The sequence below is a fragment of the Micromonospora sp. NPDC047707 genome, from assembly GCF_040704235.1.
Taxonomy (GTDB): Bacteria; Actinomycetota; Actinomycetes; order Mycobacteriales; family Micromonosporaceae; genus Micromonospora.
In genome coordinates this window covers 45,693-70,347 of the sequence record NZ_JBEYSU010000021.1, presented here as the reverse complement: position 1 = coordinate 70,347, position 24,655 = coordinate 45,693, and the positions used below count along the sequence as shown (strand labels likewise).

Below are 24,655 nucleotides of genomic sequence, written 5' to 3'. Positions count from 1 at the left end.
AGGAGGCAGCGCGTGACAGACAACCGAGCACGACCGTCCCCGGGACTCGACCGGTTCATCCGGTTCGGCGCTCGGCTGCGCGACAACCTCGTGGCCCGAGCCGACGTCCAGGGACTCGTTTTCATGGGTTCGACCGCGGCGCGCGAACGGGTCGACGAGTGGAGTGACCACGACTTCGCCGTGGTCACGGTGGACGGTGCCGAGGAGCGGCTGCGTGGCGACCCGAGCTGGCTGCCCGATTCAGCCCACATCGCCCTCATTCTTCGAGAAGAACACGACGGCTTCAAGGTCGTCTACGACGACGGCCACCTGCTGGAGTTCGGCGTCACGTCGCTGGCCGGGCTTGAATCGTGGCACGCCAACGCCTACGAGGTAATCCTGGACCGCGACGGGGTCGCCGAGGCCTTCGCCCGGGTGGCGGCCCGCCCGAAGCCTGGCCGGTCGGCCCGCGCCGATCGGGAGTTTGGCCTGTTCGTCGCGGTGCTGCTGGTGGGGGTGGGGCGGTGTCGTCGGGGTGAGGTGCTGGTCGCCAGCCAACTCGTCCGGACGGTCGCGGTCGGTCACCTACTTACCGCCTGGCGGTTGGCCCGGCCGGCCAGCGCCGGCCATCGACTGGACGACCTGGATCCGTTCCGGCGCTTCGAGCAGGTGTATCCCGCTGCCGGCCGGGCGATCGCCGACGCGCTGGAGCGCGATGTCGAGTCCGCCGCCCGTACCCTGCTCGAGCTGGCCGAGAGCGAGTTCGACGAGGATCCCGGCTTTCCGCGGCGCGGGGTGACGGCGCTGCGCAACCGACTCGGCTGGGATCACTGACACCGACAGCGGTGGCTCGTAGCCCGCTCGCGGAGCTGGCGCGGCGCTCGGTGGGCACCGGCAAGCATCTGATGCGGCCAGCCTAGTCCTCCACGTCTGCTGTCGTGCGGGGCGCGGATGGAAGACGCATGTTCCGTCGCCGGAACGTCGTCGCCCCGAGCACGACGCTCAGCAGGATGGTGGCGCCGAGGCCGAGCAGGAACGGCGGCGACAGCGACGACGAGTCACCGCCCCCACCGCGCCCGTCCCCGGCGGCGATGACGACCCGGTCGTCCTTGTCCTTTCCGTCCGGGGCGACCAGACGGCCGACGGAGGCGTCGGGAGGGAGGCCGAATCCCCAGTTGAGCAGGGCGGTCGCCTCGCCCAGGCTGCCCAGCGGCGCGGTCTCCGCGCCGAGCAGGGTCACGGCGAGCCGTCGTCCGTCGCGTTCGGCCACCCCGACGTACGTCTGCCGGGCCAGGTCGGTGAAGCCGGTCTTGCCCGCGAGCATCCCGGGGTAGCGGCCCAGGAGGGCGTTGTCGTTCGTGATCGCGAGGGTGCCGCGTCCCCGCTGTTCGGGCACCTGCGTCGCGCGGGTCGCCATGTACCTCCGGAAGTCCTCCCGCGCGAACGCCGCCCGGGTGATGAGCGCGAGGTCGTACGCGCTGGTGTACTGGCCGGGACCGTCCAGGCCGGACGGTGTCGCGGCGTGGGTCTGGTACGCCCGCAGCCGGCGCGCCTCGTCGTTCATCGCCTGCACCCCGCCGGGCCGTCCGGCGGCGCCCCCGCCGAGCCGGGCCAGTACGTTGGCCGCGTCGTTCCCGGATTCGAGGAGCAACCCCAACCACAGGTCCTGGACCGAGTACCGGCCACCCGCGGCCACCCCCATGAGCGAGCTCTCCGGATCGAGGTCGCGCAGGTCCTCCCGCTTCACCTCGACCACCTCGGTCGGGTCGAGGCGGGGCATCAGGGCCGCGGCCAGCAGCAGTTTCTGCACGCTGGCCGGGGTCCGGTGCTCGTGGGGTCCGCAGCCACCCAGCACCCGGCCGCTGTCCAGGTCGGCCACCACCCAGGAGGTGGCGGTCACGGCCGGCGGCCTCGGCGCATCCCGGGGTGCGGCGAGCCCCGGGGTCGCCAGCCCCTCCCCGCCGACCGCCCGGTGGTTCGGGTCGACCGGCGGCGGTGACGGTGTGGCGGGCGGGCGCGCGGGTGGCTCCACAGTGGGGCAGGGTCGGTGCGGCGCGGCCACCGCCCGGGTCCGGGTCACGGTCGCGCCGACGGGCGACACGAGGAGGGCGCTCAACGTCACGGCGACGATGCGAAAAGGTGCCACGTCACGCACCGTAACGGCACCTGCGACCGGCCCGCTCCGATTGGAGAAAGCGCGAGGTTTGGACGGTACGGCGAGCCACGAGCGGTTTGCGACCTATCGTCTGGCTCAACCGGGTGGGGGGATCTGCCGGCGCGGCGCCACGCCCAGGGCGGCGAGCCGCGCCAGGACCGTCTCGCTGGCCCGTTCGGCCAGTGCGGCGATCGTGAGCGACGGATTGACGGTCAGCGCGGCCGGCACCGCCGAGGCGTCCGTGACGAACAAATCGGGATGACCGCGTAGCACGTGGTCGGGGGTGAGCGCGGAGGTCGCCGGGTCGTCACCGAGGCGGCAACTGCCCAGGGGATGGGCGGTGACCGCTCCGCCGACCTCCGCCGTCCACGGGTGGACGGTCGCCAGGCCGCCCCCGAAGATGCGGCGGACGGCCGCGTCGGCACGGGCCCACCCGTCACGGGTGGCGGCGGTGGGGGCGTACGAGAAGCCGCCCAGCCCCAGCCCGTTCGTGACCCGGGTGAACGACCCGGTCAGCGGCGGTACGCCGAAGGTGCCCTCGTTGTCGTCCTCGGTCATGGCGAGGACGGTCAGCCAGGACCGCCACCGGGAGCGCAGCTCCTTCTTCGCCACCCCGTACCAGCCGGGCGCGCCCGCCAACAGGTTCGTCAGCGCCGGGAACGCGAGCTGCTGGAGACCGAACCGCTCGAACTCGGGCCGCCCGCCGTCCAGGTGGTCGTACGTCATCGCGGTGATCGCCCGTCCGATGTGATGGGCGTCGTACGCGCCGCCGGGACCGCGGCGCAGGTCGAGCAGATCGGCGACGGCGGCCTCGGAGACGTCGGCCACGGTGATCCGGTCCCCGTTGCCGGACAGGTACCGGCCGACCGCCGCGGGCACGCCGCCGAGCAGGGGAGCGGACCGCCGGAGCAGCACGGGCGTCCCCACCGCGCCCGCCGCCAGCACGACCATGCGCGCCTCCAGGCACCCGGTCGACCTGACGATCCGGTAGTCGTCCGGGTCCACCACCGTGTAGGTGACGCGGTACCGGTGACCGGGCGTGCTCGCCGGGGAGATGGTCTGCACCTCGTGCAGCGGCCGGACGTCCGCGCCGTGCGCCGTCGCCGCCGGGAGGTAGTTGAGCAGCATGGACCGTTTGGCGTCGACGTGGCAGCCGGACAACATCCAGTTGCAGTTCGTGCAGCGGGGCAGGTCGACCGCGAGGGGAACAGGATTGGCGGTGTGGCCGGTGTGCCGGCACGCGGCGGCGAAGACCCCGCCGGCGTAGGAGACATCCGGCCAGTCGGGCGTCGTCACGGGGAGCGCGGCCTCGACCCGGCGGTACCACGGATCCAGCGTGGCGCGGCTGAGGGCGGCCGGCCACAGCCGCCGCCCCCTGCTGCCGGTCCGCTCGAAGGTGACCGTGGGGGCACGCAGCGAGGCGGCGAAGTAGACCACACTCGACCCGCCGACGCAGTTGCCGGCGATGACGGTCAGGCCGTCGCCCTCGATGGCGTCGACGATCCGCCCGACGCTGCCGAGCTGCATGCTGTGCCGCACGTCGGCCGCCGAGACGTACGGCCCCCGTTCCAGCACGACGGTCCGGGCGCCGGCGGCGGCGGTGTAGTAGGCGGGGATGGCGCCGCCGAATCCGGAGCCGATCACCGCCACGTCGCAGCGTTCCGTCATCGCGGGTTCCCCTCGGGTGTGGTGTCGGGGTGCCGATCGGCCAGCACCAGCCGGTAGGAGGACTCGGGGTGGCGCCAGAACCCGTCCGGATCGGGCGGCGGGAAGCGCAGCACCGCCAGCCCGGGGTGCCGGTCGCGGACGGCCTGCGCGGTGGGCAGATGGGCCGCCGCGTCGAAGGCCAGGCCGGAGGCCAGCGCCAGCACGGCCCACAGGTCGCGGTCCGGGTCGTCGCGCTGGAAGAGGCGGGCCACCACGGCCGACCGGTGCCGGTACGACAACGCCACGAACGCGGGCAGCCGGGGCGTCGGCCAGCTGCCCTGGCTGAGCGCGTAGCCCCAGGCGCGGGCGTTGAGCAGGGCGGCGACGGCGGGGAGCAGCGGCCGCGCGCCGACGCGCGGATCGGTGAGCAGCGTCAGGAACCCGGCGTCGGCTCCGCCCGGCCCGGTGGCCACCCCGGCGACGGCCACGTCCCCGGGGAACCGCTTCGCACCGGGGATCAGGGTGTCGGTGAACGCGTCGAGGGTGTCCACGGTGGATGCGGGCAGGGCCGCCGCGGCCGGTGCCGCCCCGCCGATCAGGGGCAGCGCGGCACCGGCCAGCGCGGCGGTGAACAGCCGGCGGCGCTTCACGAGGTGCCGCACCAGGGGCTGCGGGGCAGCGTCACGGCCAGCCCGGTCTCGCCGGGGGACGCGCCGTACCGGGCCAGGGCGCGGGCCAGCTCCGGGTGGTCGTCGGCGAGGGCGGCGACCACGTCGCCGACGCCGGCGGTGCGCCCGGCGACGCGGAAGTTGGTCAACCGCAGCGCGGCGAGGCGGGCCCGGCGGTCGAACCAGTAGCTGCCGTCCCAGGCGACCAGCGGGGTGGCTCCCCGACTGCGCTGGACGCTCCAGTGGTCCTGCTGCCAGTACCGGCAGGTGGTGGCGGCGAGGGCGAACCGGGACGGCTCGGCCAGCAGGAAGCGCAGGGCTCCGCCGTTGTCGGCGGTGATGTCCCGCTTCTCGTACTCGACGCAGAGCGGGTCGGTGAACCACAGCCGGACCGGCGGCCACTCTCCCTCGCCGAAGCGGTGGACGACGCAGCCCGCCCCGAACGGCGGAGGCGTGTACCCGCCGACGGTGTCGCCGGCGGTCGGGGAGTGGACGGTGGCGGGCGGTGCGGCGCCGGCCCGGCCGACCCCGGGCGTGACGGCGAGCAGGACGGCGGCGCAGGCGAGGGTGGCGACGGTACGGCGCATGGGCGTCCGACCCCTTTCGGAAGACGGTGGGCGGGCGGCTGGCTCAGTGGCTCAGCCACCCTGGCCGAGCGGAGTGGTCGGGATGGAGGGTGCGGCTCAGCGCAGGCCGACCTCGGCGTGCGCCGTACCGTGCAGGCGCCACCGGCGCTCGGGTCGCCAGTCGCCGCCGCCGGCGCGCGTCTCCAGCAGGATCTCGGCGTCGGCGCGCTCGGAGTTGTGGCAGACGCACCGCGACCCGTCCGGGTCGGTGTACGGCACGCTGAGCGTCCGGTCGGCGGGTTGCCGCACCGTCACCGACAGCCGCCGGTCCCCGTGCCGGCCGCGCACCCGCCACTCCGGAAGTGCGAGCACCCCGCGAAACCGCAGCGCGGCCAGCAGCGGGTCACCACCCGGCCAGTCCACGCCGTCGATCCGGAGCCGGACGAACGGCAGGACGGGCAGGTGCCGCCAGCCCCGGCGGCGGGCCACCGCGGCCACGATCTCCAGCACGTCGCCGCCGCCGAGGTCGGCGTGCAACCAGGACCAGCGGCGCGCCATGCCGTGCCCGAAGATGCGGCCGGTCGCACCGGGGGCGTCGGTCAGGCGTACGACACGGTCGCCGTAGCGCACCTCGCCGTGGTGCAGCGCCCTCGGCGCCGGCACGACCTGCGCCGCCGGAAGCAGCTCCCGGTGCCACGCCCAGGGCGGGAACGTGTAGATGGGACGGCCGCCGTCCCGCCAGGACACGTCCCACGAGACGTCGTCGACGTGCCCGGTGAACCGGTCGCGGGTCATCCGGACGTCGCCACTGGCGAAGACCGCGCCGTCGGGCCGCCACGGCGCACGCGGCAGGTGACGCAGCACCGGCCTTCCGTCCGGGGGGAACACCCCGACGAGCCCGTGCGCGTACGGGGTGGCGCCGTCGGTGGGGGCGACCAGTTCGTGGTGCAGCCAGACGCCGGTCCCGGTCGCCGGGTCGGTGATGGTCGTGTACCACACCTCCTTGCGGCCGGGCTGACCACGCCACCGGGATGCCAGCAGGTCCTCCATGTCCCACACTCCTCGCGATCGGGATCGAGCGGGCGGTCGGCACGTGCGATGGATCCGGCGACGCGGTCACCGGCCGAGCATCAGCTCCCGCGTCCGGGCCAGGTACTCCTCGGCGGCGGTCCGCGCGGCGTCCGGGGCACCGGCGCAGACGGCGTCGACGAGCGGTGCCAGCCGGGCACCCGCCACCGCCGGGTCCGCGAACGGCGCCCGGAACAACGACCGCACCTCCAGGTAGGCCTTCAGCAGGGAATTGACGAGCAGCTCGTACACCCGGTTGCCGGCCGCCGCCGCGAGCATCCGGTGCACCTCGGCCTCGGCGAGCTGGGCGGCGTCGGCGTCCCGGGCGGCGGTCACGGCCGCCAGCTGCGCCCGCAGCGCGTCCGCCTGGTCGGCGCCGCGGTGCGCGGCGGCCCGCGCCGCGACGAGGGCGCCGACCTCCTGGCGTACCTCGAACACCTCGACCAGCCAGCGGCCGTCCGTGCCCTCGCCCAAGGCGTGCGTCAGCAGCATCGGCAGGAGGTCGGGACCGCCGTGGCGGCGGTAGTCCAGCACCACCGTGCCGACTCCGTGCCGGGTCTCCACCAGCCCCGCCTGGGCGAGGCGCACGAGTGCGTGCTTGAGCGAGGTGCGGGTGACGCCGTACGACGCGGCCAGGTCGCGCTCCGGCGGGAGCCGGCTGCCGGCCGGGTACCGGCGAGCCAGCACGTCGTCGCGGATCCGGTTGACCAGGGCGTCGACGAGGCTGTCGTGGGCGATCCGGGTCGTGGTCACGGCGTCCGTCCTCGGATTGGCTCAGTGGCTCATCCACTTCGGATGGACGACACTCTGCCATCGACGGCGACGGATGGCAACAGGTTCTCGGCCGCGGTGCGGGCGGAAGGGGTCGGACGACGCGACGGGGCCCCGCCGTAGCGGGGCCCCTCCGGGTACGCCGTCCCGTCACTTCAGGAAGGGCAGCCTCCGCACGATGGGCAGCTTCTCCCAGGTGGTGCCGAGGCCGAGGGTCCGGCCGGCGCCGATGAGGGTGAGGCCGACCAGGACGGCGGCGAGGGTCAGGTGTTCGTCCAGGAACGGGTTGGTCTGTGGGGGCAGGGCGACCGACCACATCATGATGTAGAGGGTGGCGCCGGTGGCGGCGGCGATGCGCATGCCGATGCCGAGGGTGAGGGCCAGGCCGATGCCGAGTAGGCCGAGCAGGAAGGCCCAGTTGGCGAAGGCGGTGCCGGCGAGGTCGTGGTAGATGCCGGCGAAGGGTCCTTCGGCGCCGCTCAGGAAGCCTTTGGTGGGGTTGCCGCCGTTGAGCCAGGCCCGTTCGGTGGGGGTGGCGAAGCCGAGCCCGAACACCTTGTCGACGAACGCCCACAGGAACGTCCAGCCGAGGGCCAGCCGGACACCCGCGAACACGTACCGCGCGGCGGTGCCGGCGGTCGTCGTCCGCGTGTTGTCGATACCGACCGCCGGAGCGGTCACCTTCGGGATCTGCCGCTCGGCAATCGCGGTCATGGCGTCCACGTCCTCTCGTCCTCCGATGTGCCCCCGGTGGGCACACATCGATTCCACCGCGATCGACGGACGGTCGGCAGGGGCGCTGGTCCGCTTCCCGGTGTGCCACCGGTCCCGCCCCGGCCGGGACCTTCGGCCCCTGCCGGGCGGGGGGAACGCGGCCGTCGGGTGACGGAACCCGGGACTGCGGCGCCATCACCGTAGAAGGGTTCGGCAACCAGGCCGGAACCCGCGGTGACGATGATCGGGAACGGGACGTGCGGGCGGTCAAATCGGCTCCAATGCCCATACAATCCTGTGTCACCGGTCACAGTCGTGCGCCGGTGTCGAGGCGACAGCGGCGAGGGGGAGGACGACGTGCGCCCACGGCATGGACGCGACCAGGACGGGTTCTGGCGGATCGGGCCGGTCCGCCTGCTGGCGGTGGTGGGGGTCGGCTACCTGATCGTCGTACTGGCACTGGCGGCTCTGACGGCGGACGTCGACGGTGGACCGTCCACGGGGGCGGATCCCGGCCCCGGGGCCGGCGTCATCACCTCCGCCCCGGAATCGTCCGCCTCGGCCGGCGCGGGTGAGGGCGCCGCCGGAGCGTCCACTCCGGCATCCCCGGCCGGGAGGGACGTGCGCGTGGGATCAGTGGAGAACCGGTCGACCCCGCCGCCCCCGTCTCCGTCGCCGTCCACGGCGCGCCCGTCGGCCGCACCGCCGCCCGCCGCCCCGGCCGCACCGCCGGTGGTGACCACGGCGTACGAGGCGGAGTCGCCGGCGAACGGGCTGGCGGGCACCCGGACCTTCACCTGCTCCGGCTGCTCCGGGCAGAAGAAGGTGGGCTACGTCGGCCGTGACATGGGGGCGTTGCAGTTCAACGGGGTGACCGCCCGGGCGGGCGGCACGGCCACCGTGACGATCACCTTCGTCAACGGTGAGGGCCCGCGGGTCGGGCACATCAGCGTCAACGGCGGGTCGCCCATCGTCCTGACCTTCCCGGACACCGGCGGGTGGAGCACGGTCGACAGCACGACCGTCACGATGACGCTGCGACCCGGCGCCAACTCGGTGCGGATGTTCAACCCGCACGGGCCGGCACCCGACTTCGACAAGATCACCGTGAGCGTCCGCTGACACTTCAGTTCGCCCTGGTCGCCGGTTCGGCCGGTGGGGTTGCGACACCGCCGATCGGCGGCGCGGTCAGGTGTGCAGGGTCCGGCTGGGCGGCACGCCGAAGGTGGCCTGGTACCGGGCGGTGAACCGGCTGTGGCTGACGAAGCCCCAGCGGTGGGCGATGCGGGCGACGGTCTCCCGCTCCGGGTCGGCCCGCAGCAGGTCCTGATGGGCCCGGTACAGCCGGATCCCGCGCAGGTGCGCCATCGGCGTGATGTCGAGATGGGTACGGAAGGCGAGTTGCACGGCGCGGGGGGAGACCCGGGCCGCCGCAGCGATGTCCGTGGCGCCGATGTCCTCGTGCGCGTGCTCCTCCATGAACGCGATCGCGCGGCGGACGGTGGCGGCGCCGGCGTCCCGACCGTCCTCGGCGGTCACGTCCCCCGGGACGGCTCCGCCGAACGCGGTCGTCGCGGCCGCGGCGACCATGCGGATCGCGGCGCCCCTCACCAGCGGCTGGCCGGCGGCCTCCGGGTTCGCCAGGACGGCCTCCCGCAGGTAGGCGACGGTTGTCCGCCAGTGCCGGGCGAGGTGCGGCGGGGCGGCCGTGAGGACGTCGAAGCGCAGCGGCGTCGCCGTGCCGGCCGCCCTGGCCAGCAGGCCGAGGTCCAGGACGCACACCGCGACCGCGCCGACCTGCCAGCGCACGGAGTGGGCGCGCTCGGGCGGCGCTGCCAGGAAGGTGTCCCCGGGCGTGAACCGGTGCTCGGCGCCGGCGCAGCTCCGGCTGACCCGCGCGCTGACCGTCTCGCAGACGACCAGGGTCCCGAGCGGCTCGACGTCGATCCGCAGGTCGCCGGAGTGGGCGGTGTCGTCGAGGCGTACCGCTCCGAGGTCGACGCGGTGGTGCCGCAGGCGGTACGGCCCGCCGGCCTCGATCCGGAGCCGGGTGCCGTACGACGCCGCCAGGTAGTCGTGAGCCAGCTCGGGATCGCGGCTGTCGAAGCGGTGGATGACAGGTTCCTGCGTACTCACTCCGCCTCCCCGCGGATTGAGCAACCAGTGTCCAACGGCAGCGGGAATTCTGCTTGACGCAAGGTCCTGGGCCGGAGTGTACGGCTCGAACACTGCGGGGGATAGCGGTTTCCCGTCCAGGCCGGTCCGGACTGGCCCGGGTTGGCGACGACCTTCGCAAACGGGCTAGCCGCCCGCGCCCGACGTGCTAGCTGCCGTCGTCGGCGACGAGTGAATCTTGCCGGGACCGATGAATCTTGGCCGGGACCCGGCCACGCTCCGCCCGTCCACGCCGGTGCGAGCCGTCCGGCCGCTGGCCGGACACAGTGGGTGCGGAGCGTCGTCCTCGGCGGACACGGACGAGGTGAGGACAGTGGACATCAACGACACCACGCGGATAGTCCGGGCGACGGCGGCGGAGACGGTGCGGCGACTGACCCGGGATCCCGGTGTCGGCACGGTCGACACCCGCGCGGGCGAGGTCGAGGCCTGCTTACGGGACGTCCTGGCCGACGCCCTGGATCCCGACCGGCCACTGCGGCCGGACCGACTGTGGGCGCTCTGCGCCGACCTGGGACTGACCCGCGCCGTGTTCGACGCCCTCGGACACCACCTGCTCACCGTCCTGCTGCCGCACCGGGTGGGGCCGGACGCGCTGATCCGGGTGGGCGCGCTGCTCAGCACGGTCCGGCGGCGCCTGGCACCGGAGGAGCAGAGCTCACCCAACGCCGGGCCGGCGCGTCCCGGCCCGGGAAAGCGCAACGGCGCGTCGCGACGGTACCGGCCGGCCCGGCCGCCGGAACACCTGCCGGACACGCCGAGCTGGACGTGCGGCGGCTGCGGCGAGGAGTGGCCCTGCGCCACCAAGCAGAGCCAGCTGCTCGCCGAGTACGGCGGCGCCAGCACCGGCCTCGCCGTCTACCTCGGATCCTGCCTGTTCGCCGCGGTCGAGGACCTCCCCGCACTCCCGGTGGGCCGGGCCCGCAACCGGTTCCTGGGCTGGCTGCCGCGCGCCCGGTACTAGCGCGACGCGCCCGACCGGTCAGGCCCGCAGGGTCCGGCTCGGAGGGACGTCGAACTCGGCCCGGTACAGCCCGGTGAAGCGACTGTGACTGGAGAACCCCCAGTGGGCCGCCACCGCGCCCACCGTGGTCGTGCCCGGGTCGGCGTCCCGCAGTTCCCGGTGCGCGTGATCGAGACGGGCCCACCGCAGGTAGGCGGTCGGAGTCGTGTCGAGGTGACGCCGAAAGGCCAGCTGCACCGCCCGGATGCTCACCCGGGCCGCCGCGGCGATGTCGGCGACGCTGATGTCGAGGGCGGCGTGGTCGTCGATGAACGCGACGGCCCGGCGTAACGCCCACACGCCGGCGTCCCGCCGGTCCTCGATGGTGGGTTCGGTCAGCGCGGTGGTGGGGAAGGCCGACAGGGTGGCCGCGACGAGCAGTCGCGCCGCGTTGCCGACCAGCAGCGGGTTGGCCGCCACCTCCGGGATGGTCAGGAACTCGCCCCGGACGTAGGCGAAGGTGCGCCGCCACGCGGCGGCGGCTTCCGCGGACACCGGGCGGAGGTCCAGGAAGCGCACCGGCTCCGGCGCCCGGCCGGGTGCGGTCTCGGCGACCTGGTCGGCCAGGTCGGTGGTGAACACCGCCACGTGTGCGGCGGCGTCGCGGACCCGGGCGGTGTACGGCTGGTCGGGTGGCGCCGGCAGGAAGACGTCCCCGGGGCGGAGGGCCCGCTCGGGGCCGACGGCCGAGCGGAAGCTGATCGCTCCCGAGGTGAGCAGCCCGACGTGGACGGCGCCCGGCGGCTCGACGTCCGCGTCGAAGTGCATCTGGAACACCAGCCGGTCCAGGCGGACCGGGCCGAGCCGGGATTCGGCGAGCCGTAGGACGTGGGGCCCGCCGCCGCTGCTGATCCGCAGGCGACCGTAGCGACCGCTCAGCTGGGCGTGCACGGCCTCGGGACCCGCGGCCACCACCGTCGCAGGGGACACGTCGGACCGGTCGGGAGGCCGCTCGCCGCGCGCCGGCCCGCCGTCGGCCCCGTCGGCCGGGGCGCGGCTGCGAGGCGCAGGGTCGCTCACGGTCCCCCCTCGGCGGTGCTGCGATCACCGGCCGGTGCGGGCAGTTCCCGCCCGTGGCCTCACTCTAGACCCGCCTCCGACCGCGGCGCCTACGGGAGCACGCCGAGGGTGTCCGGCTGACGGGACGGCAGGTGGGTGCCGGTGGCCCGGTGCTTCTCCTGCTTGACCCGGTAGAGGCGTTGGTCGGCGGCGTGCATCAACGACTCCAGCGTCGTCCCGTCGTACGGGGCGGTGGCCCAGCCGATGCTGACACCGGCCTGCTGGCCCACCGCCGCGTCGACCCGGGCCGTCACCGCCTGCGCGGTCGCCGCGTCCGCCTCGACCAGGACGACGACGAACTCGTCGCCGCCGATCCGGGCGACCACGTCATCGGGGCGGACCGTCCGGCGGACCGCCGCCACCGTCGTCTGGAGCAGCTGGTCACCGGCCGCGTGCCCGTACCGGTCGTTGACGAGCTTGAAGTCGTCGAGGTCCAGGCAGAGCAGGGACGGGCCGGGACGGCACCGGGGAACGAACAGGGTGGAGGCGAACTCCGCCAGTCCGCGCCGGTTCAGCGCGCCGGTCAGCGGATCCAGGGTCGCGAGAGCGCGGAGCTGGGAGCGTTGCCGGGCGACCTTGCGGGCCTGCGTGGAACAGACCGAGATCAGCACGATCATCCCGGCGACGTTGATGAAGAGGTGACCGGGCCGCATCGGCTCGCCGACGGCGGCGACCCCCACGTACGTCCCGAGGGTGAGCACCTCGAGCGCGATCATGAGCCGCAGGCCGGGAGTCTGGGTGGCCACGAAGACCACGGTGGTCACGAAGCCCAGGGCGGCGGGTGCGGCCGCCCCGCCGTCCCAGTGTGAACCCAGCGCCAGTGCGACGAGGGTGACCATCATGATGACGCCGGAGGTGCGGTAGCCGGCCGCTTTCGTGGTCACCCGCCGCGCGGCCCACAGGCCCACCGCGCCGCCCGCCATGCCGCAGCCGTACATCACCAGCATCTTGCCCCGGTGCGGCTGGTCCAGGGTGAGAAGGCAGTACAGGACGGCGACCCCGTGCGAGACGACGTGCAGGGCCGCGCTGAGCCGCATGCGTCGGCGGCGCTCGTTCACCGATTGCCCCCCGCACCTACCGCACCCGGCGGGTGCCGCCGGGTGACGCCAGAGCGAAACCGGTCGAAGTGGCGGAGTCCCGTGGCGAGGCCGCTCCGACGTGGCACCGTGCCACCTGCACATTGAATGGTGTGCCGTAGGTCACCGTCAAGGCCTGTTGCCGGGAAGCTGCACGCACGGTAACCGCGACCGGGCATCCTACGGACAATGCACGTCACCATGGCCGGCTCCCGTCGCGGCCCCGCGCTGCTGCTGCTGGCCGCGGTGCCGCCGATGCTGGAGATGGGCGCCCTGCTGGGCCTCGGGTTCTTCGCCGCGCAGCCGCTGGCTCCGCAGGCCACCGCCGTCTGGCCGTACGACTCGTACCACGACCTGCGCTGGCTGCTCGTCTACCACAACTCGTGGGCGATGTTCCTGCTCGGCCTGGTGGTCGCTGTCGCCGTGCGGGGCGTGCTGTCCGCCGGCCTGACGGCACTGGCCTGGCCGGCGGAGCTGGATCGCCCGTCGTGGCGCTGGCTGGTGCTGCGCAACCTGGAGGTCGCGGCGATCGCCATCCTGATCATCTCGCCGTGGGCGGCCATCTCCGTCGCGTTCTCCGCGGTGGCGCTCTCCTGGTACCTGTTCGCATCGGTGGTTCCGATGCTGGTCATCGCGCCGTTCCTCCAGCGGGCGGGGGTCGTCCAGCACTGGTGGCGAGGGCTGCCGTCGGCCCGGCTCCTCGGCTGGTCGCTGCTGAACTTCCTGGTGCTCACCCTTGCCAGCGCCGTGATCGTGAGCGTGCCGGGCTGGTCGCGGATCCTCGTGGCGGGTCTGGCCGGTGTGGTCAACGGACTGTTGTGGCGGCGGACGGTGCGGGCGGCCGTCCAGCACGAGCCAGCCCACTGGGCACGGGTGCCGGTGGCGCCGATCGCGATCGTGCTCACCATGGTCGCCGCGGTGGGAGTACCACCGCTGGTCGGACTCGCGGCGGGGACGAGGGGGGCGTGGACCCCGCCGCTCGTCCGGTACCCGCTCCCGGACCGGGTGCCCTACGCGGTGATCGTCCTGGCCGGCTTCGAGTCGAGCTGGGACGGGCAGCCACCGGTCGACCCGCGGGTGGAACGCTTCTCGTACGCCGGCATCGACGGCTCCGGCCGGCCGTTGCCGTACCGGCCGGAGGCGACCCACCGTTCGCTGGACTCCAGCGCGGCCCTGCTGGCGCAGCAGGTCGAGGCGCTGCACCAGCGGACCGGTCGGCCGATCGCTCTCGCCGGGGAGAGCGAGGGTGCGCTGGTGATCCGGACATACCTCGACAAGCTCGCCCCCGGGCCGGTGGCGGCGGTGATGTTGTACAGCCCGCTGATCTGGCCCGGCCGCGCCTACTACCCGCCACCCTGGCACGAAGGGTGGGGCGTGGTGGCCGGCTGGGAGCTGCGCGGCATCGCCGCCGTGACGAACCTGGTCAGCGAGATCGACACCGGCCCGGACGAGCCGTTCATCCGGTCCGTCATCGCCGAGGCGCCCTTCTACCGCAACCGCATCCTCTGCCCGGTTCCCGGCGTTCGCATCATCGCCTTCCTGCCCCTGGTCGGCGCGGCCGAGGCGCCGCCCGGCGAGTACACGGACGTTCCGGTCGTCGAGGTCCCGGCCCTGCACGGCGGCCTCCTCAACCGGGACGACGTCTACGAACAGTCCATCCACTTCCTCGCCGGCGAGCCGGTCGACCAACCCCTCGGGGGGTACGAGGTGGTGCAACGGTTCAGCGCCGCCTGGCAGGCGCCGCCGCTCATCCTCGACGTGAACCTGATCTGGGCCGCCGGCCGGGAGGGTGATCCGGCGATGACCGGCCGGATCTGCGAGGCCCGGTGACAGGCGCGGCACGGCCATGGCACCGGGTCAGCCGTTCGCGGCCCGGGCCTCAGGCTTGATCCACCCGAAGGTCCGCTCGACGGCGCGTTGCCAGTTCTCCCGCTCCTGGTCGCGGACCGTGGCGTCCATCTCCGGCGTCCACCGGGCGGCGAGGTGCCAGTTGCGGCGCAGGCCCTCCAGGTCGGGCCAGTACCCGACCGCGAGCCCGGCCGCGTACGCGGCGCCGAGGGAGACCGTCTCGGCCACCATCGGGCGTACCACCGGCACGGCGAGCACGTCCGCGACGAACTGCATCAGCAGGTTGTTCGCGGTCATCCCGCCGTCCACCCGCAGGGCCGTCAGGTCCAGCCCGGAGTCGGCGTTCATCGCGTCGACCACCTCGCGGGTCTGCCAACCGGTCGCCTCCAGCACCGCGCGGGCCAGGTGCCCCTTGGTGATGTACGAGGTCAGCCCGACGATCACCCCGCGCGCCTCGCTGCGCCAGTGCGGCGCGAACAGCCCCGAGAAGGCGGGCACGATGTAGCAGCCGCCGTTGTCGTCGACCGTCCGGGCGAGGGTCTCGATCTCCGGCGCGGTGCTGATCAGCTCCAGCCGGTCGCGGAACCACTGCACCAGGGACCCGGTGATCGCGATGGACCCTTCGAGGGCGTACACGGCGGGCTCGTCGCCGATCCGGTAGCCGACGGTGGTGAGCAGCCCGTGACTGGAGTGCACCGGCTCGGCGCCGGTGTTGAGCAGCAGGAAACTGCCGGTGCCGTAGGTGCACTTGGCGTCGCCGGGGGCGAAGCAGGTCTGCCCGAACAGGGCCGCCTGCTGGTCGCCGAGGGCCGCCGCGATCCGGACGCCCGGCAGGACGGTCGTGGCGGTGCCGTACACCTCGGAGGAGGAGCGGATCTCGGGCAGCATGGCGGCGGGGACACCGAAGAAGGCCAGCAGGTCCGGGTGCCAGTCGAGGGTCCGCAGGTCCATCAGCATGGTGCGGCTGGCGTTGGTGACGTCGGTCAGGTGCAGGCCGCCGTCCGGGCCGCCGGTGAGGTTCCAGATCAGCCAGCTCTCCATCGTCCCGAAGAGCACCTCGCCGCGCTCGGCCCGCTCGGCGAGGCCGGGCGTGTGGTCGAGCAGCCAGCGCAGCTTCGGCCCGGAGAAGTACGTGGTCAGTGGCAGCCCGCAGAGCCGCTGGACGTCCTCGGCGCCGGGGGAGCGGGTCAGGGTCTCCACCACCGCGTCGGTGCGGGTGTCCTGCCAGATGATCGCGGGCGCCACCGGGACGCCGGTGCGCCGGTCCCAGACGATCGTGCTCTCGCGCTGGTTGGCGATGCCGATCGCGGCGATCTGGTCGGCGGTGACGCCGGCCTGGGCGAGGGCGCGGGGGACGACCCGGCCCACGTTGCGCCAGATCTCCGCGGCGTCGTGCTCCACCCAGCCGGGCCGGGGGAAGTGCTGCTGGTGCTCCCGCTGGGCCACCGAGACGAGGTTGCCGCGGCGGTCGAACACGATGCAGCGGGTGGAGGTCGTTCCCTGGTCGATGGCGACGACGTAGCTCTCGGTCATGGCTCGTCCTTCGTGAAGCCGGGTGGTGGGGTGGGCTGATCACCAGCGCGCGGCGCCGAGATCACGGGACACCGCGCGGGCGGCGTCGCGGACGTACGTGACGAGGGTCGGGCGGGGGACTCCCGATCCGTCGCAGATGCGGTCCACCGGGCCGGAGAGTCCGATCGCGCCCACGACCAGGCCGCCGTAGCCGCGGATCGGCGCGGCGATGCCGGCCTTGCCGGGGGTCATCTCCTCGATCTCGGCTCCCCAGCCGTTGTCCCGGATCTCGCTGAGGGCCCGGGTGAGGGCCCGTGCGGTGACCAGGGTGCGGCGGGTGTAGGGCTCGGGCTCGCCCTGCATGACCGTGTTGGCGGCGCCCACGTCGTAGGCGAGCAGGACCTTGCCGAGCGCGGTGGCGTGCGGGGGCAGCAGCGACCCGACGTCCAGGGTCTGGAGGGTGTCGTCGGGGCGGAACACGTGGTGGACCACCAGCACCTTGCCGTCCAGCAGGGTGCCGATGCGGACTGCCTCGCCGCTGCGCGCGGCGAGGGGGTCCGCCCAGTTGATGGAGCGGGAGCGGAGTTCGTTGACGTCGAGGTAGCTCGTGCCGAGGTGCAGCAGGGCGGCGCCGAGCTGGTACTTGCCGGAGGTCTTGTCCTGCTCCACGAACCCGACGTCCTGGAGGGTGCGCACGATGCCGTGCGCCGTGCCCTTGGGCAGGTCGAGGGAGCGGGCGATCTCTCCGATGCCGAGCCGGCCGGAACTGCTGGCCAGCAGGCGGAGGATCGCCGCGGCACGTGCGATGGACTGCACCTGACCCGGCATGGGCCGGAATGCTAATCGCGTTCGGGCCATCGCAACAGTGTTCGACATTGTCGACCGGGGTTCGTTGACCCGCCTTCCTGCGTTTCCTACGGTTCACCGCACGGCGACGTCCGACACCTCGCCGACACCGACCGGCCCTCCGCCCGTCCCCCTGCTAGCGGAGGGCCGCCACCCCCCCCTGGAGGCACCATGACACAGCGATTGAGAGCGCCGGGCCTGCTCGGCGAACTTGCCGCCGAGTTCGCCGGCACCGCCATCCTGATCCTGTTCGGCGTGGGCGTCGTCGCCCAGGTCGCCGCCGCCGGCACCGGCGAATTCGACAGCATCGCCTGGGCCTGGGGCCTCGGCGTGACCCTCGGCGTCTACGTCGCCGGCCGGATCAGCGGTGCCCACCTCAACCCCGCGGTGACCCTCGCCCTCGCCGTCTTCAAGGGCTTCTCCTGGCGCAAGGTCATGCCGTACGCGCTGGCCCAGACCGCCGGCGCGTTCGTCGCGGCCCTGATCATCCGCTGGAACTACAGCGAGGTGCTGTCCCGGTTCGACCCGGGCCTCACCAGCAAGAGCCAGGGCGTCTTCTCCACCCTGCCGGGCGCCGGCGTCACCGAGTGGGGCGCGCTGCGCGACCAGATCATCGGTACGGCGATCCTCCTGTTCCTCGTGCTCGCCGTCACCGACGCCCGCAACTCCCTGCCCGGTTCCAACCTCGCCCCGCTGATCGTCGGCCTGATCGTCGTCGCGATCGGCATGGCCTTCGCGGTCAACGCCGGCTACGCGATCAACCCCGCCCGTGACTTCGGCCCCCGCCTCGCGTCGTTCCTGACCGGGTACGAGACGGCGTTCCAGGACGCCGGCGGATATCCGTACTTCTGGGTGCCCATCGTCGGGCCGCTCGTCGGCGGTGTTCTCGGCGCCGGCCTCTACGAGCTGCTCATCGGCCGGTTCCTGCCGAGCGACGAGCCGGAGCCGGGCACTCTCGCAACCGAGACGGTTGCGGAGCCCGAGCCCGCCCGCGTCTGATCGACACATCCCCCTACGACCCGCAGAGGAGACCTCCCGCATGGCTGACTTCGTCGGCGCGGTGGACCAGGGCACCACCAGCACCCGTTTCATGATCTTCGACCACGGTGGCAACGAGATCGGCCGCCACCAGCTCGAGCACCAGCAGATCCTGCCGCAGGCCGGCTGGGTCGAGCACAACCCGCTGGAGATCTGGGAGCGGACCCAGACCGTCATCCAGACCGCGATGAACGAGCGCGGCCTCAGCGCCGCCGACCTCGCCGCACTGGGCATCACCAACCAGCGCGAGACCACCGTCGTGTGGAACCGCCGCACCGGCCGCCCCTACTACAACGCCATCGTCTGGCAGGACACCCGGACCGACCGGATCGCCTCCGCGCTGGAGCGCGAGGGCAAGGGCGATGTCATCCGGCGCAAGGCCGGCCTGCCGCCGGCGACGTACTTCTCCGGCGGCAAGATCCAGTGGATCCTGGAGAACGTCGAGGGGGTCCGGGAGGACGCCGAGCGCGGTGAGGCGATCTTCGGCAACACCGACACCTGGCTGCTGTGGAACCTCACCGGCGGCACCGAGGGCGGGGTGCACGTCACCGACCCCACCAACGCCAGCCGCACCATGCTGATGAACCTGGAGACGCTGGACTGGGACGACGAACTGCTGTCGTTCTTCGGCATCCCGCGCGCCATGCTGCCGCAGATCCGGCCGTCGTCGGACCCGAACACGTACGGGACCACCGCGCCGCACGGCCCGTTCACCGGCCCGGTCCCGCTCACCGGAGACCTCGGCGACCAGCAGGCCGCCACCGTCGGGCAGGTCTGCTTCGCCCCCGGCGAGGCCAAGAACACGTACGGCACCGGCAACTTCATGCTGCTCAACACCGGCACCGAGATCGTCCGGTCCAAGGCCGGCCTGCTCACCACGGTGTGCTACCAGTTCGGCACCGATGCCCCGGTGTACGCCCTGGAGGGCTCCATCGCGGTCACCGGGTCGGCGGTGCAGTGGCTGCGCGACCAGCTCAAGATCATCAGCACGGCGGCGCAGAGCGAGATCCTCGCCCGCCAGGTCGAGGACAACGGCGGCGTGTACTTCGTACCGGCGTTCTCGGGGCTGTTCGCCCCGTACTGGCGCTCCGACGCCCGCGGCGCGATCGTCGGGCTGTCCCGGTTCAACACCGACGCCCACATCGCCCGGGCCACGCTGGAGTCCATCTGCTACCAGAGCCGGGACGTGGCCGAGGCCATGGAGAAGGACTCCGGGGTGCCCCTGGACGTCCTCAAGGTCGACGGCGGCGTCACCGTCAACGACCTGTGCATGCAGATGCAGGCCGACATCCTCGGCGTGCCGGTGAGCCGGCCGGTGGTCGCCGAGACCACCGCGCTCGGCGCCGCGTACGCCGCCGGCCTCGCCGTCGGCTTCTGGAAGAACACCGACGAGCTGCGGGAGAACTGGAACGAGAGCAGGCGCTGGCAGCCCAGCTGGTCGCCCGAGCAGCGCGAGAACGGCTACGGCCGCTGGAAGAAGGCGGTCCAGCGCACCCTCGACTGGGTCGACGTCGACTGATCAGCAACACCCCCACCCGAGGACCGGGCGGCCGGCGTCCCCCGCCGGCCGCCCGGACCGGCCGACGTCCGCGCCGGCCGCCCAGAAACAGGAGAACGAACGCATGCACTCCGCGACACTGTCACCGGCCGCCCGCGAGCGGTCCCTGGCCGCGCTCAGCAGCGGTCAGGAACTGGACGTCCTGGTGGTCGGCGGCGGCGTCACCGGCGCCGGCTGCGCCCTCGACGCCGTCACCCGGGGCCTGTCGGTCGGGCTCGTCGAGGCCCGTGACTGGGCCAGCGGCACGTCCAGCCGCTCCAGCAAGCTGATCCACGGCGGCCTGCGCTACCTGGAGATGCTCGACTTCGGCCTGGTCCGCGAGGCGCTGCGCGAGCGCGGCCTGTTGCTGCAACGGCTCGCCCCGCACCTGGTCCGCCCGGTGCCGTTCCTCTACCCGCTGCGCCACCGCGGGTGGGAGCGGCTGTACGCGGGAGCCGGCGTCCTGCTCTACGACACGATGAGCCTCTCCGGCAACCACGCCCGGGGCGTACCGGCCCACCGGCACCTCACCCGGCGCGGCGCGGTCCGCGCCTGCCCGTCGCTGCGGCCGGAGGCGCTGGTCGGCGCGTTGCAGTACTACGACGCCCAGGTCGACGACGCCCGGCTGGTGACCTGCCTGGTCCGCACCGCCGCGGCGCACGGCGCCCACCCGCTGTCCCGGGCCCGCGTCGTGGGCTTCCTGCGCGACGGCGACCGGGTCATCGGCGCGCGGGTGCACGACCTGGAGACCGACCGGGTCTTCGAGGTCCGCGCCCGGCAGGTCATCAACGCCACCGGCGTGTGGACCGACGACATCCAGGCACTCGTCGGCGAGCGCGGCCCGGTGCAGGTCCGCGCGTCGAAGGGCATCCACCTGGTGGTGCCCCGCGACCGGATCCACTCCACCACCGGCCTGATCCTGCGCACCGAGACCAGCGTTCTGTTCGTGATCCCGTGGGGCCGGCACTGGCTGATCGGCACCACCGACACCGACTGGGACCTGGACAAGGCGCACCCCGCCGCCACCAGCCGCGACATCGACTACCTGCTGGAGCGGGTCAACGAGGTCCTGGCCACCCCGCTGACCCGCGGCGACGTCGAGGGCGTGTACGCGGGCCTGCGCCCGCTGCTGTCCGGGCACTCCGACGCCACGGCCAAGCTGTCCCGGGAGCACACCGTGGCCAGCCCGGTGCCGGGACTGGTCATGGTCGCCGGCGGCAAGTACACGACGTACCGGGTGATGGCGCGGGACGCGGTCGACGAGGCGGTGCGCGGTCTCGGCGAGGGCGTGCCCGCCTCGTGCACCGACCGGGTGCCGCTGCACGGGGCCGAGGGCTACGTCGCCCGGTGGAACCAGCGCCGCCGGATCGCCCGGCAGCACGGCCTGTCCGCCGAGCGGGTCGAGCACCTGCTGCGCCGCCACGGCGCCGCCGTCGACGAGGTGCTGGACCTGCTGCGGGAGGACCCGGCGCTGGCCGAGCCGCTCGACGGCGCCGACGACTACCTGCGCGTGGAGATCGTGTACGCGGCGTCCGCCGAGGGCGCCCTGCACCTGGAGGACGTGCTCACCCGGCGTACGCACATCTCGATCGAGACCTTCGACCGCGGGCTCGCCGCCGCCGGCCCGGCCGCCGAGCTGATGGCGCCGGTGCTCGGCTGGGACGCCGAGCGGGTCGACCGGGAGGTGGCCCACTACGTGGCCCGGGTGCACGCCGAGCGGGCGGCGCACGAGCAGGCCGACGACGAGGCCGCAGACGCCGTCCGGTCCGGCGCACCGGACGTGCCGGCGGTGGCGCTCGCCGCCTGACGTGTCCCCGGGCGGTCGGTCGCACCGCCGGGCGTGGACCGGGTCTCCGGCGGTGTGCCCGCGCACACCGCCGGAGCCGCGTTCCGGGTGCCCGCGGCGGGTGTGAGACGCTGGCGTCCGCATGATGATCGGGCCGCGACGCGGCGGCCGGTCGACACCCGCTCCCGGGGGCACGACCGCTGCCGCGCCGGGCGCGCGCCGAAAGGAACGGCATGAGCGCAGCAGCCCCCGCGGTCACCTCCCCGCACCACCGGCCGGCCGACCGGCCCGCCGCACGGGACGGGGTCGCGGCGTTCGTCCTCGCGGCGACCGCCTTCGCCCTCGTCACCGGTGAGACGCTGCCGGTGGGGCTGCTCGGGCAGATCGCCGCGGACCTGCCCGCCGCGCCGAGCGTGGTCGGTCTCTCGGTGGCCGTCTACGCCGCCGTCGCGGCGGCCACCGCCGTACCGCTGACCCGGCTGCTCGCCCGCTGGGACCGGCGCCGGGTCCTGGTCGCCTGCGCCGCCACCTTCGCGCTCGGGCACCTCGTCACCGCGTTGGCGCCGACCGTCGCCGTCCTGATGGCCGGGCGGTGCGTGTCGGCGGCCGCGCACGGTGTCTACTTCGCGGTCGCGATGCCGGTGGCGACCCGCCTCGCCGCCCCGCACCGCCAGGGCCGCGCGGGCAGCCGGGTCGCGGTCGGCGGGGCCAGCGCCCTGGTGGTCGGGACCCCCCTGGTCACCCTCGTCGGCCAGGCGTGGGGATGGCGCGCCGCCGCGGCGACCGTCGTCGTCGCCTCGCTCGCCCTCGCCGGGGCCCTCGCCCGGACGCTGCCGGCGCTGCCCGGCGACCGTGGCCCGGGCACCGACGGCCGGCTGGCCGTCACGCTGCGCACGGCGGGGCTGCCGACCGTCCTGGCCGTCACCCTGCTCGCCGTCGCCGGGCACTTCGCGTTCTTCACCTACCTGGCGCCGTACGCCGACCGCGAACTCGGCGTCCGGGACGCCGGCCTCTCGCTCGTCCTGCTCTGCTACGGGATCGCGTCGGTGGCCGGCAGCGCGGCCGGGGGCCGGCTCGCCGACGCCGGGCCGGTCGCCAGCGTGCGGGTGGCCGCGGCGGCGTTCACCGTGGTGCCGGCGGCGCTGTGGCTGAGCAGCCGGGTGGGCGCCACGGTGCCGGGCGCGGCGCTGCTGGTCCTCTCCGGCGCGTCGTTCTCGCTGCTCGCGGTCCTCACCGCGCTGGCCGTCCTGCGCCGGGTCGACGGCGGGCGGGCGGAGACCGCCAGCGCCCTGCACAGCATCCTCTTCCAGGTCGGGATCCTCGCCGGCTCGGCCCTGGGCAGCCTCTGCGCCCGGTTCGGTGCGGTCGACGTCGTCCCGCTCGTCACGGCCGGGACCGGGCTCGTCGTCCTCGCCGTGGCGTCGCTCGCCGGCTCGGCCTTCCGCGCGCGTGCGGCCTGACGGGTTTCCCGGGGCCGGCAACGGGAACACGGGCGGCGCCCGACAGCCGATCGACGGTCGGAGGAGCCCGCCGTGTCCCACCAGGGTCTGTCCACCGCGGTGCCGAAGCGGCTCACGCCCGTGGCCGGGGCGCCCCTCTGGTGCGACGCCCGGGACCACGGGCTGCGCGGGGACGGGGTGACCAACGACCAGCCGGCCCTGGCGGCGCTGGTGGACCGGCTCGGCGAGGGGTACGCGGCCGACGGACGGGCCCGGGTGATCTACTGCCCGCCCGGGATCTACGCGATCCGGGACGCCGGCACGGTGTGGCGCAGCGGCGTGTCACTCATCGGGGCCGGCCCGGCGGCGACCCGCTTCCTGCTCAGCAACGAGGGCAACCGGTCCGACCCGGTGCCGCTCGCCTTCTGGACCACGGTGCAGCACGGCGCGGACCGGGACCGGCACATCGCCGAGTGCACCTTCGCCGACTTCGAGATCGACGGCTCGGGCGTGGCGATGACCGAGTACAGCTACCTCGCCAAGGGCCTGGGCCTGCAGTACGTCGTGCGGGGCGTGTTCCGCAACCTCTACATCCACCACACCGGCGCCACCGGCCTGGGCTGCGACTTCCTCCAGGACACGCTGATCGACGGGGTGGTCGTGGTCGGCTGCGGCCGCCTGGACAACGGCCTCCAGATGGGCGGTGCGGGCATCGGCATCGGCGTCGGCGGGTGGGGCGAGATCGAGCGCTGCACCATCGCCAACTGCACCACGCTGGGCAACGGCACCAACGGGATCTTCCTGGAACTCCAGAAGCCGGACTGGACGCCGCCGCGCGGCTACCGCATCGTCGGCTGCCACAGCCAGGCCAACCGCTTCGGCATCTCCGACTGGGGCGCCGACGGTCTCGTCGTCTCCGCCTGCACGCTGACCGGCAACCTGGAGGCGGGCTTCGACGTCTCCGCCAACGGCACCGCCGGCGTCGCCGGCCGCGGCGGGATCCTCACCGACTGCGTCGTCGACCGCAACGTCGGCGACGGCATCAGCATGGGAAACACGCCGGGCCCGTACACGATCCGGGGAAACCGGATCAGCGGCAACGGCGGGTACGGCTTCCACGAGCACGACCTGGGCAACGGCTACCGGGGTCCGGCCGTGGCCGTCGTGGTCGACGGCAACGACCTCGCCGACAACGGTCTCGACGCCGTCCGGGTCGACCGGCCGATGGTCGACGCCTTCCTGGTCGGCAACCGGATCCGCGACAACGGCCGCCGCTGCGCCCCGGCCACGAGCGGGTCGGGAGCCTCCGTGCGGTACGGGCGCAGGACGGTGACCGACGTCGGCGCGACCTGGCCACCGGACGGTCACCGGGGCAAGGTCGTCCACGTCGGCGGGCGGACGGCCGTGGTCGCCGGCAACAGCGCCACCGAGCTCAGCCTCGCCGAGGTGCGGCCGGACGCCGCCAGCGGGTGGAACGAAGCGGTGCCGGAGCCCGGCAGCCGGTACGAGCTGCCCGCCCCGCCGCCGGTCCGCGCCGGGATCACCGTCAACGCCCCGCTCGATTCGGCGACCGTACGGGGCAACCGGGTGTGGGACACCGGCGCCGGAACCCAGACGTACGGCCTGTGGATCACCGGGCGGGGCAGCTGCGTGGCCTGCCGGATCGAGGACAACGACCTCGCCGGCAACGCCGACGGCGCGCTGCGCCTGGACACCCCACCGGTGGGCGGCCGGTGGTCGGACAACCACACCGACGTGGAGTGAGCGC

21 protein-coding genes are annotated in these 24,655 nt (G+C 73.9%); 9 read left to right on the top strand and 12 right to left on the bottom strand.

Annotation, left to right across the window (positions count from 1 at the left end):
• The first annotated feature begins 12 nt into the window (after positions 1-12).
• Positions 13-813 (top strand): hypothetical protein, encoded by an 801-nt coding sequence (locus AB0873_RS21585; RefSeq protein ID WP_366601615.1) that lies wholly within the window; start codon positions 13-15, stop codon positions 811-813.
• A gap of 82 nt (positions 814-895) precedes the next feature.
• Here the strand turns inward: AB0873_RS21585 and AB0873_RS21580 are convergent, their stop codons facing one another.
• From AB0873_RS21580 to AB0873_RS21550, 7 genes are all read right to left on the bottom strand, one after another.
• Positions 896-2,125, bottom strand: a complete 1,230-nt coding sequence (locus AB0873_RS21580) for a serine hydrolase (protein WP_366601613.1) — start codon at positions 2,123-2,125, stop codon at positions 896-898.
• A gap of 105 nt (positions 2,126-2,230) precedes the next feature.
• Positions 2,231-3,802, bottom strand: a complete 1,572-nt coding sequence (locus tag AB0873_RS21575; RefSeq protein WP_366601611.1) for a GMC family oxidoreductase — start codon at positions 3,800-3,802, stop codon at positions 2,231-2,233.
• Complete coding sequence (locus AB0873_RS21570) at positions 3,799-4,443, bottom strand: DUF5987 family protein (protein WP_230688706.1); 645 nt, start codon at positions 4,441-4,443, stop codon at positions 3,799-3,801. Before AB0873_RS21570 ends, AB0873_RS21575 begins: the two co-directional genes overlap by 4 nt.
• Entirely contained in the window at positions 4,428-5,036 is a 609-nt protein-coding gene (locus AB0873_RS21565; protein WP_366601610.1) for a hypothetical protein, read from the bottom strand. Before AB0873_RS21565 ends, AB0873_RS21570 begins: the two co-directional genes overlap by 16 nt.
• A 96-nt stretch (positions 5,037-5,132) precedes the next feature.
• Positions 5,133-6,065 (bottom strand): hypothetical protein, encoded by a 933-nt coding sequence (locus AB0873_RS21560; protein WP_366601608.1) that lies wholly within the window; start codon positions 6,063-6,065, stop codon positions 5,133-5,135.
• Positions 6,066-6,131: 66 nt separating this feature from the next.
• Positions 6,132-6,836 (bottom strand): GntR family transcriptional regulator, encoded by a 705-nt coding sequence (locus tag AB0873_RS21555; protein ID WP_366601606.1) that lies wholly within the window; start codon positions 6,834-6,836, stop codon positions 6,132-6,134.
• Between the two features lie 168 nt (positions 6,837-7,004).
• On the bottom strand, positions 7,005-7,568 hold the full coding sequence (locus tag AB0873_RS21550) for a hypothetical protein (protein ID WP_366601604.1): 564 nt from the start codon (positions 7,566-7,568) through the stop codon (positions 7,005-7,007).
• Between the two features lie 357 nt (positions 7,569-7,925).
• On the opposite strand from AB0873_RS21550, the gene AB0873_RS21545 reads away from it, so the two are divergent.
• Positions 7,926-8,690, top strand: coding sequence for a hypothetical protein (locus AB0873_RS21545; protein ID WP_366601603.1), 765 nt, complete (start codon positions 7,926-7,928; stop codon positions 8,688-8,690).
• Between the two features lie 66 nt (positions 8,691-8,756).
• Here the strand turns inward: AB0873_RS21545 and AB0873_RS21540 are convergent, their stop codons facing one another.
• The gene (locus AB0873_RS21540; RefSeq protein WP_366601601.1) at positions 8,757-9,704 is read right to left on the bottom strand and encodes an AraC family transcriptional regulator; all 948 of its coding nucleotides are present in this window, start codon (positions 9,702-9,704) and stop codon (positions 8,757-8,759) included.
• A gap of 784 nt (positions 9,705-10,488) precedes the next feature.
• Between AB0873_RS21540 and AB0873_RS21535 the strand changes: the two genes are divergently transcribed.
• The gene (locus tag AB0873_RS21535; protein ID WP_366601673.1) at positions 10,489-10,707 is read left to right on the top strand and encodes a hypothetical protein; all 219 of its coding nucleotides are present in this window, start codon (positions 10,489-10,491) and stop codon (positions 10,705-10,707) included.
• 18 nt (positions 10,708-10,725) lie between these two features.
• On the opposite strand, the gene AB0873_RS21530 is transcribed toward AB0873_RS21535, so the two are convergent.
• Both AB0873_RS21530 and AB0873_RS21525 read right to left on the bottom strand, forming a co-directional pair.
• Positions 10,726-11,766, bottom strand: a complete 1,041-nt coding sequence (locus AB0873_RS21530; RefSeq protein ID WP_366601599.1) for an AraC family transcriptional regulator — start codon at positions 11,764-11,766, stop codon at positions 10,726-10,728.
• A gap of 89 nt (positions 11,767-11,855) precedes the next feature.
• Positions 11,856-12,863, bottom strand: coding sequence for a GGDEF domain-containing protein (locus AB0873_RS21525; RefSeq protein WP_366601597.1), 1,008 nt, complete (start codon positions 12,861-12,863; stop codon positions 11,856-11,858).
• A gap of 207 nt (positions 12,864-13,070) precedes the next feature.
• Here AB0873_RS21525 and AB0873_RS21520 point away from each other — a divergent pair, with 207 nt between their 5' ends.
• Positions 13,071-14,711, top strand: a complete 1,641-nt coding sequence (locus tag AB0873_RS21520) for a hypothetical protein (RefSeq protein ID WP_366601596.1) — start codon at positions 13,071-13,073, stop codon at positions 14,709-14,711.
• Positions 14,712-14,738: 27 nt separating this feature from the next.
• Here AB0873_RS21520 and glpK (AB0873_RS21515) read toward each other — a convergent pair whose 3' ends face one another.
• Positions 14,739-16,262 (bottom strand): glycerol kinase GlpK, encoded by a 1,524-nt coding sequence (glpK, locus tag AB0873_RS21515; protein ID WP_366601594.1) that lies wholly within the window; start codon positions 16,260-16,262, stop codon positions 14,739-14,741.
• Between the two features lie 39 nt (positions 16,263-16,301).
• The gene (locus AB0873_RS21510; RefSeq protein WP_155332068.1) at positions 16,302-17,069 is read right to left on the bottom strand and encodes an IclR family transcriptional regulator; all 768 of its coding nucleotides are present in this window, start codon (positions 17,067-17,069) and stop codon (positions 16,302-16,304) included.
• 189 nt (positions 17,070-17,258) lie between these two features.
• Between AB0873_RS21510 and AB0873_RS21505 the strand changes: the two genes are divergently transcribed.
• The 5 genes from AB0873_RS21505 (at position 17,259) to AB0873_RS21485 (ending at position 24,651) form a co-directional block, all read left to right on the top strand.
• Positions 17,259-18,086, top strand: coding sequence for an MIP/aquaporin family protein (locus tag AB0873_RS21505; RefSeq protein WP_155332069.1), 828 nt, complete (start codon positions 17,259-17,261; stop codon positions 18,084-18,086).
• Positions 18,087-18,126: 40 nt separating this feature from the next.
• A complete protein-coding gene (glpK, locus tag AB0873_RS21500) occupies positions 18,127-19,644 on the top strand; it encodes a glycerol kinase GlpK (RefSeq protein ID WP_155332070.1) in 1,518 nt (505 codons plus the stop codon).
• A 103-nt stretch (positions 19,645-19,747) separates the two neighbouring features.
• Positions 19,748-21,469 (top strand): glycerol-3-phosphate dehydrogenase/oxidase, encoded by a 1,722-nt coding sequence (locus AB0873_RS21495; protein WP_366601592.1) that lies wholly within the window; start codon positions 19,748-19,750, stop codon positions 21,467-21,469.
• A 212-nt stretch (positions 21,470-21,681) separates the two neighbouring features.
• The gene (locus AB0873_RS21490; protein WP_366601590.1) at positions 21,682-22,908 is read left to right on the top strand and encodes an MFS transporter; all 1,227 of its coding nucleotides are present in this window, start codon (positions 21,682-21,684) and stop codon (positions 22,906-22,908) included.
• A 72-nt stretch (positions 22,909-22,980) separates the two neighbouring features.
• Positions 22,981-24,651: a right-handed parallel beta-helix repeat-containing protein gene (locus AB0873_RS21485; RefSeq protein WP_366601588.1), complete on the top strand. Its 1,671-nt coding sequence runs from the start codon at positions 22,981-22,983 to the stop codon at positions 24,649-24,651.
• Positions 24,652-24,655 lie beyond the last annotated feature (4 nt).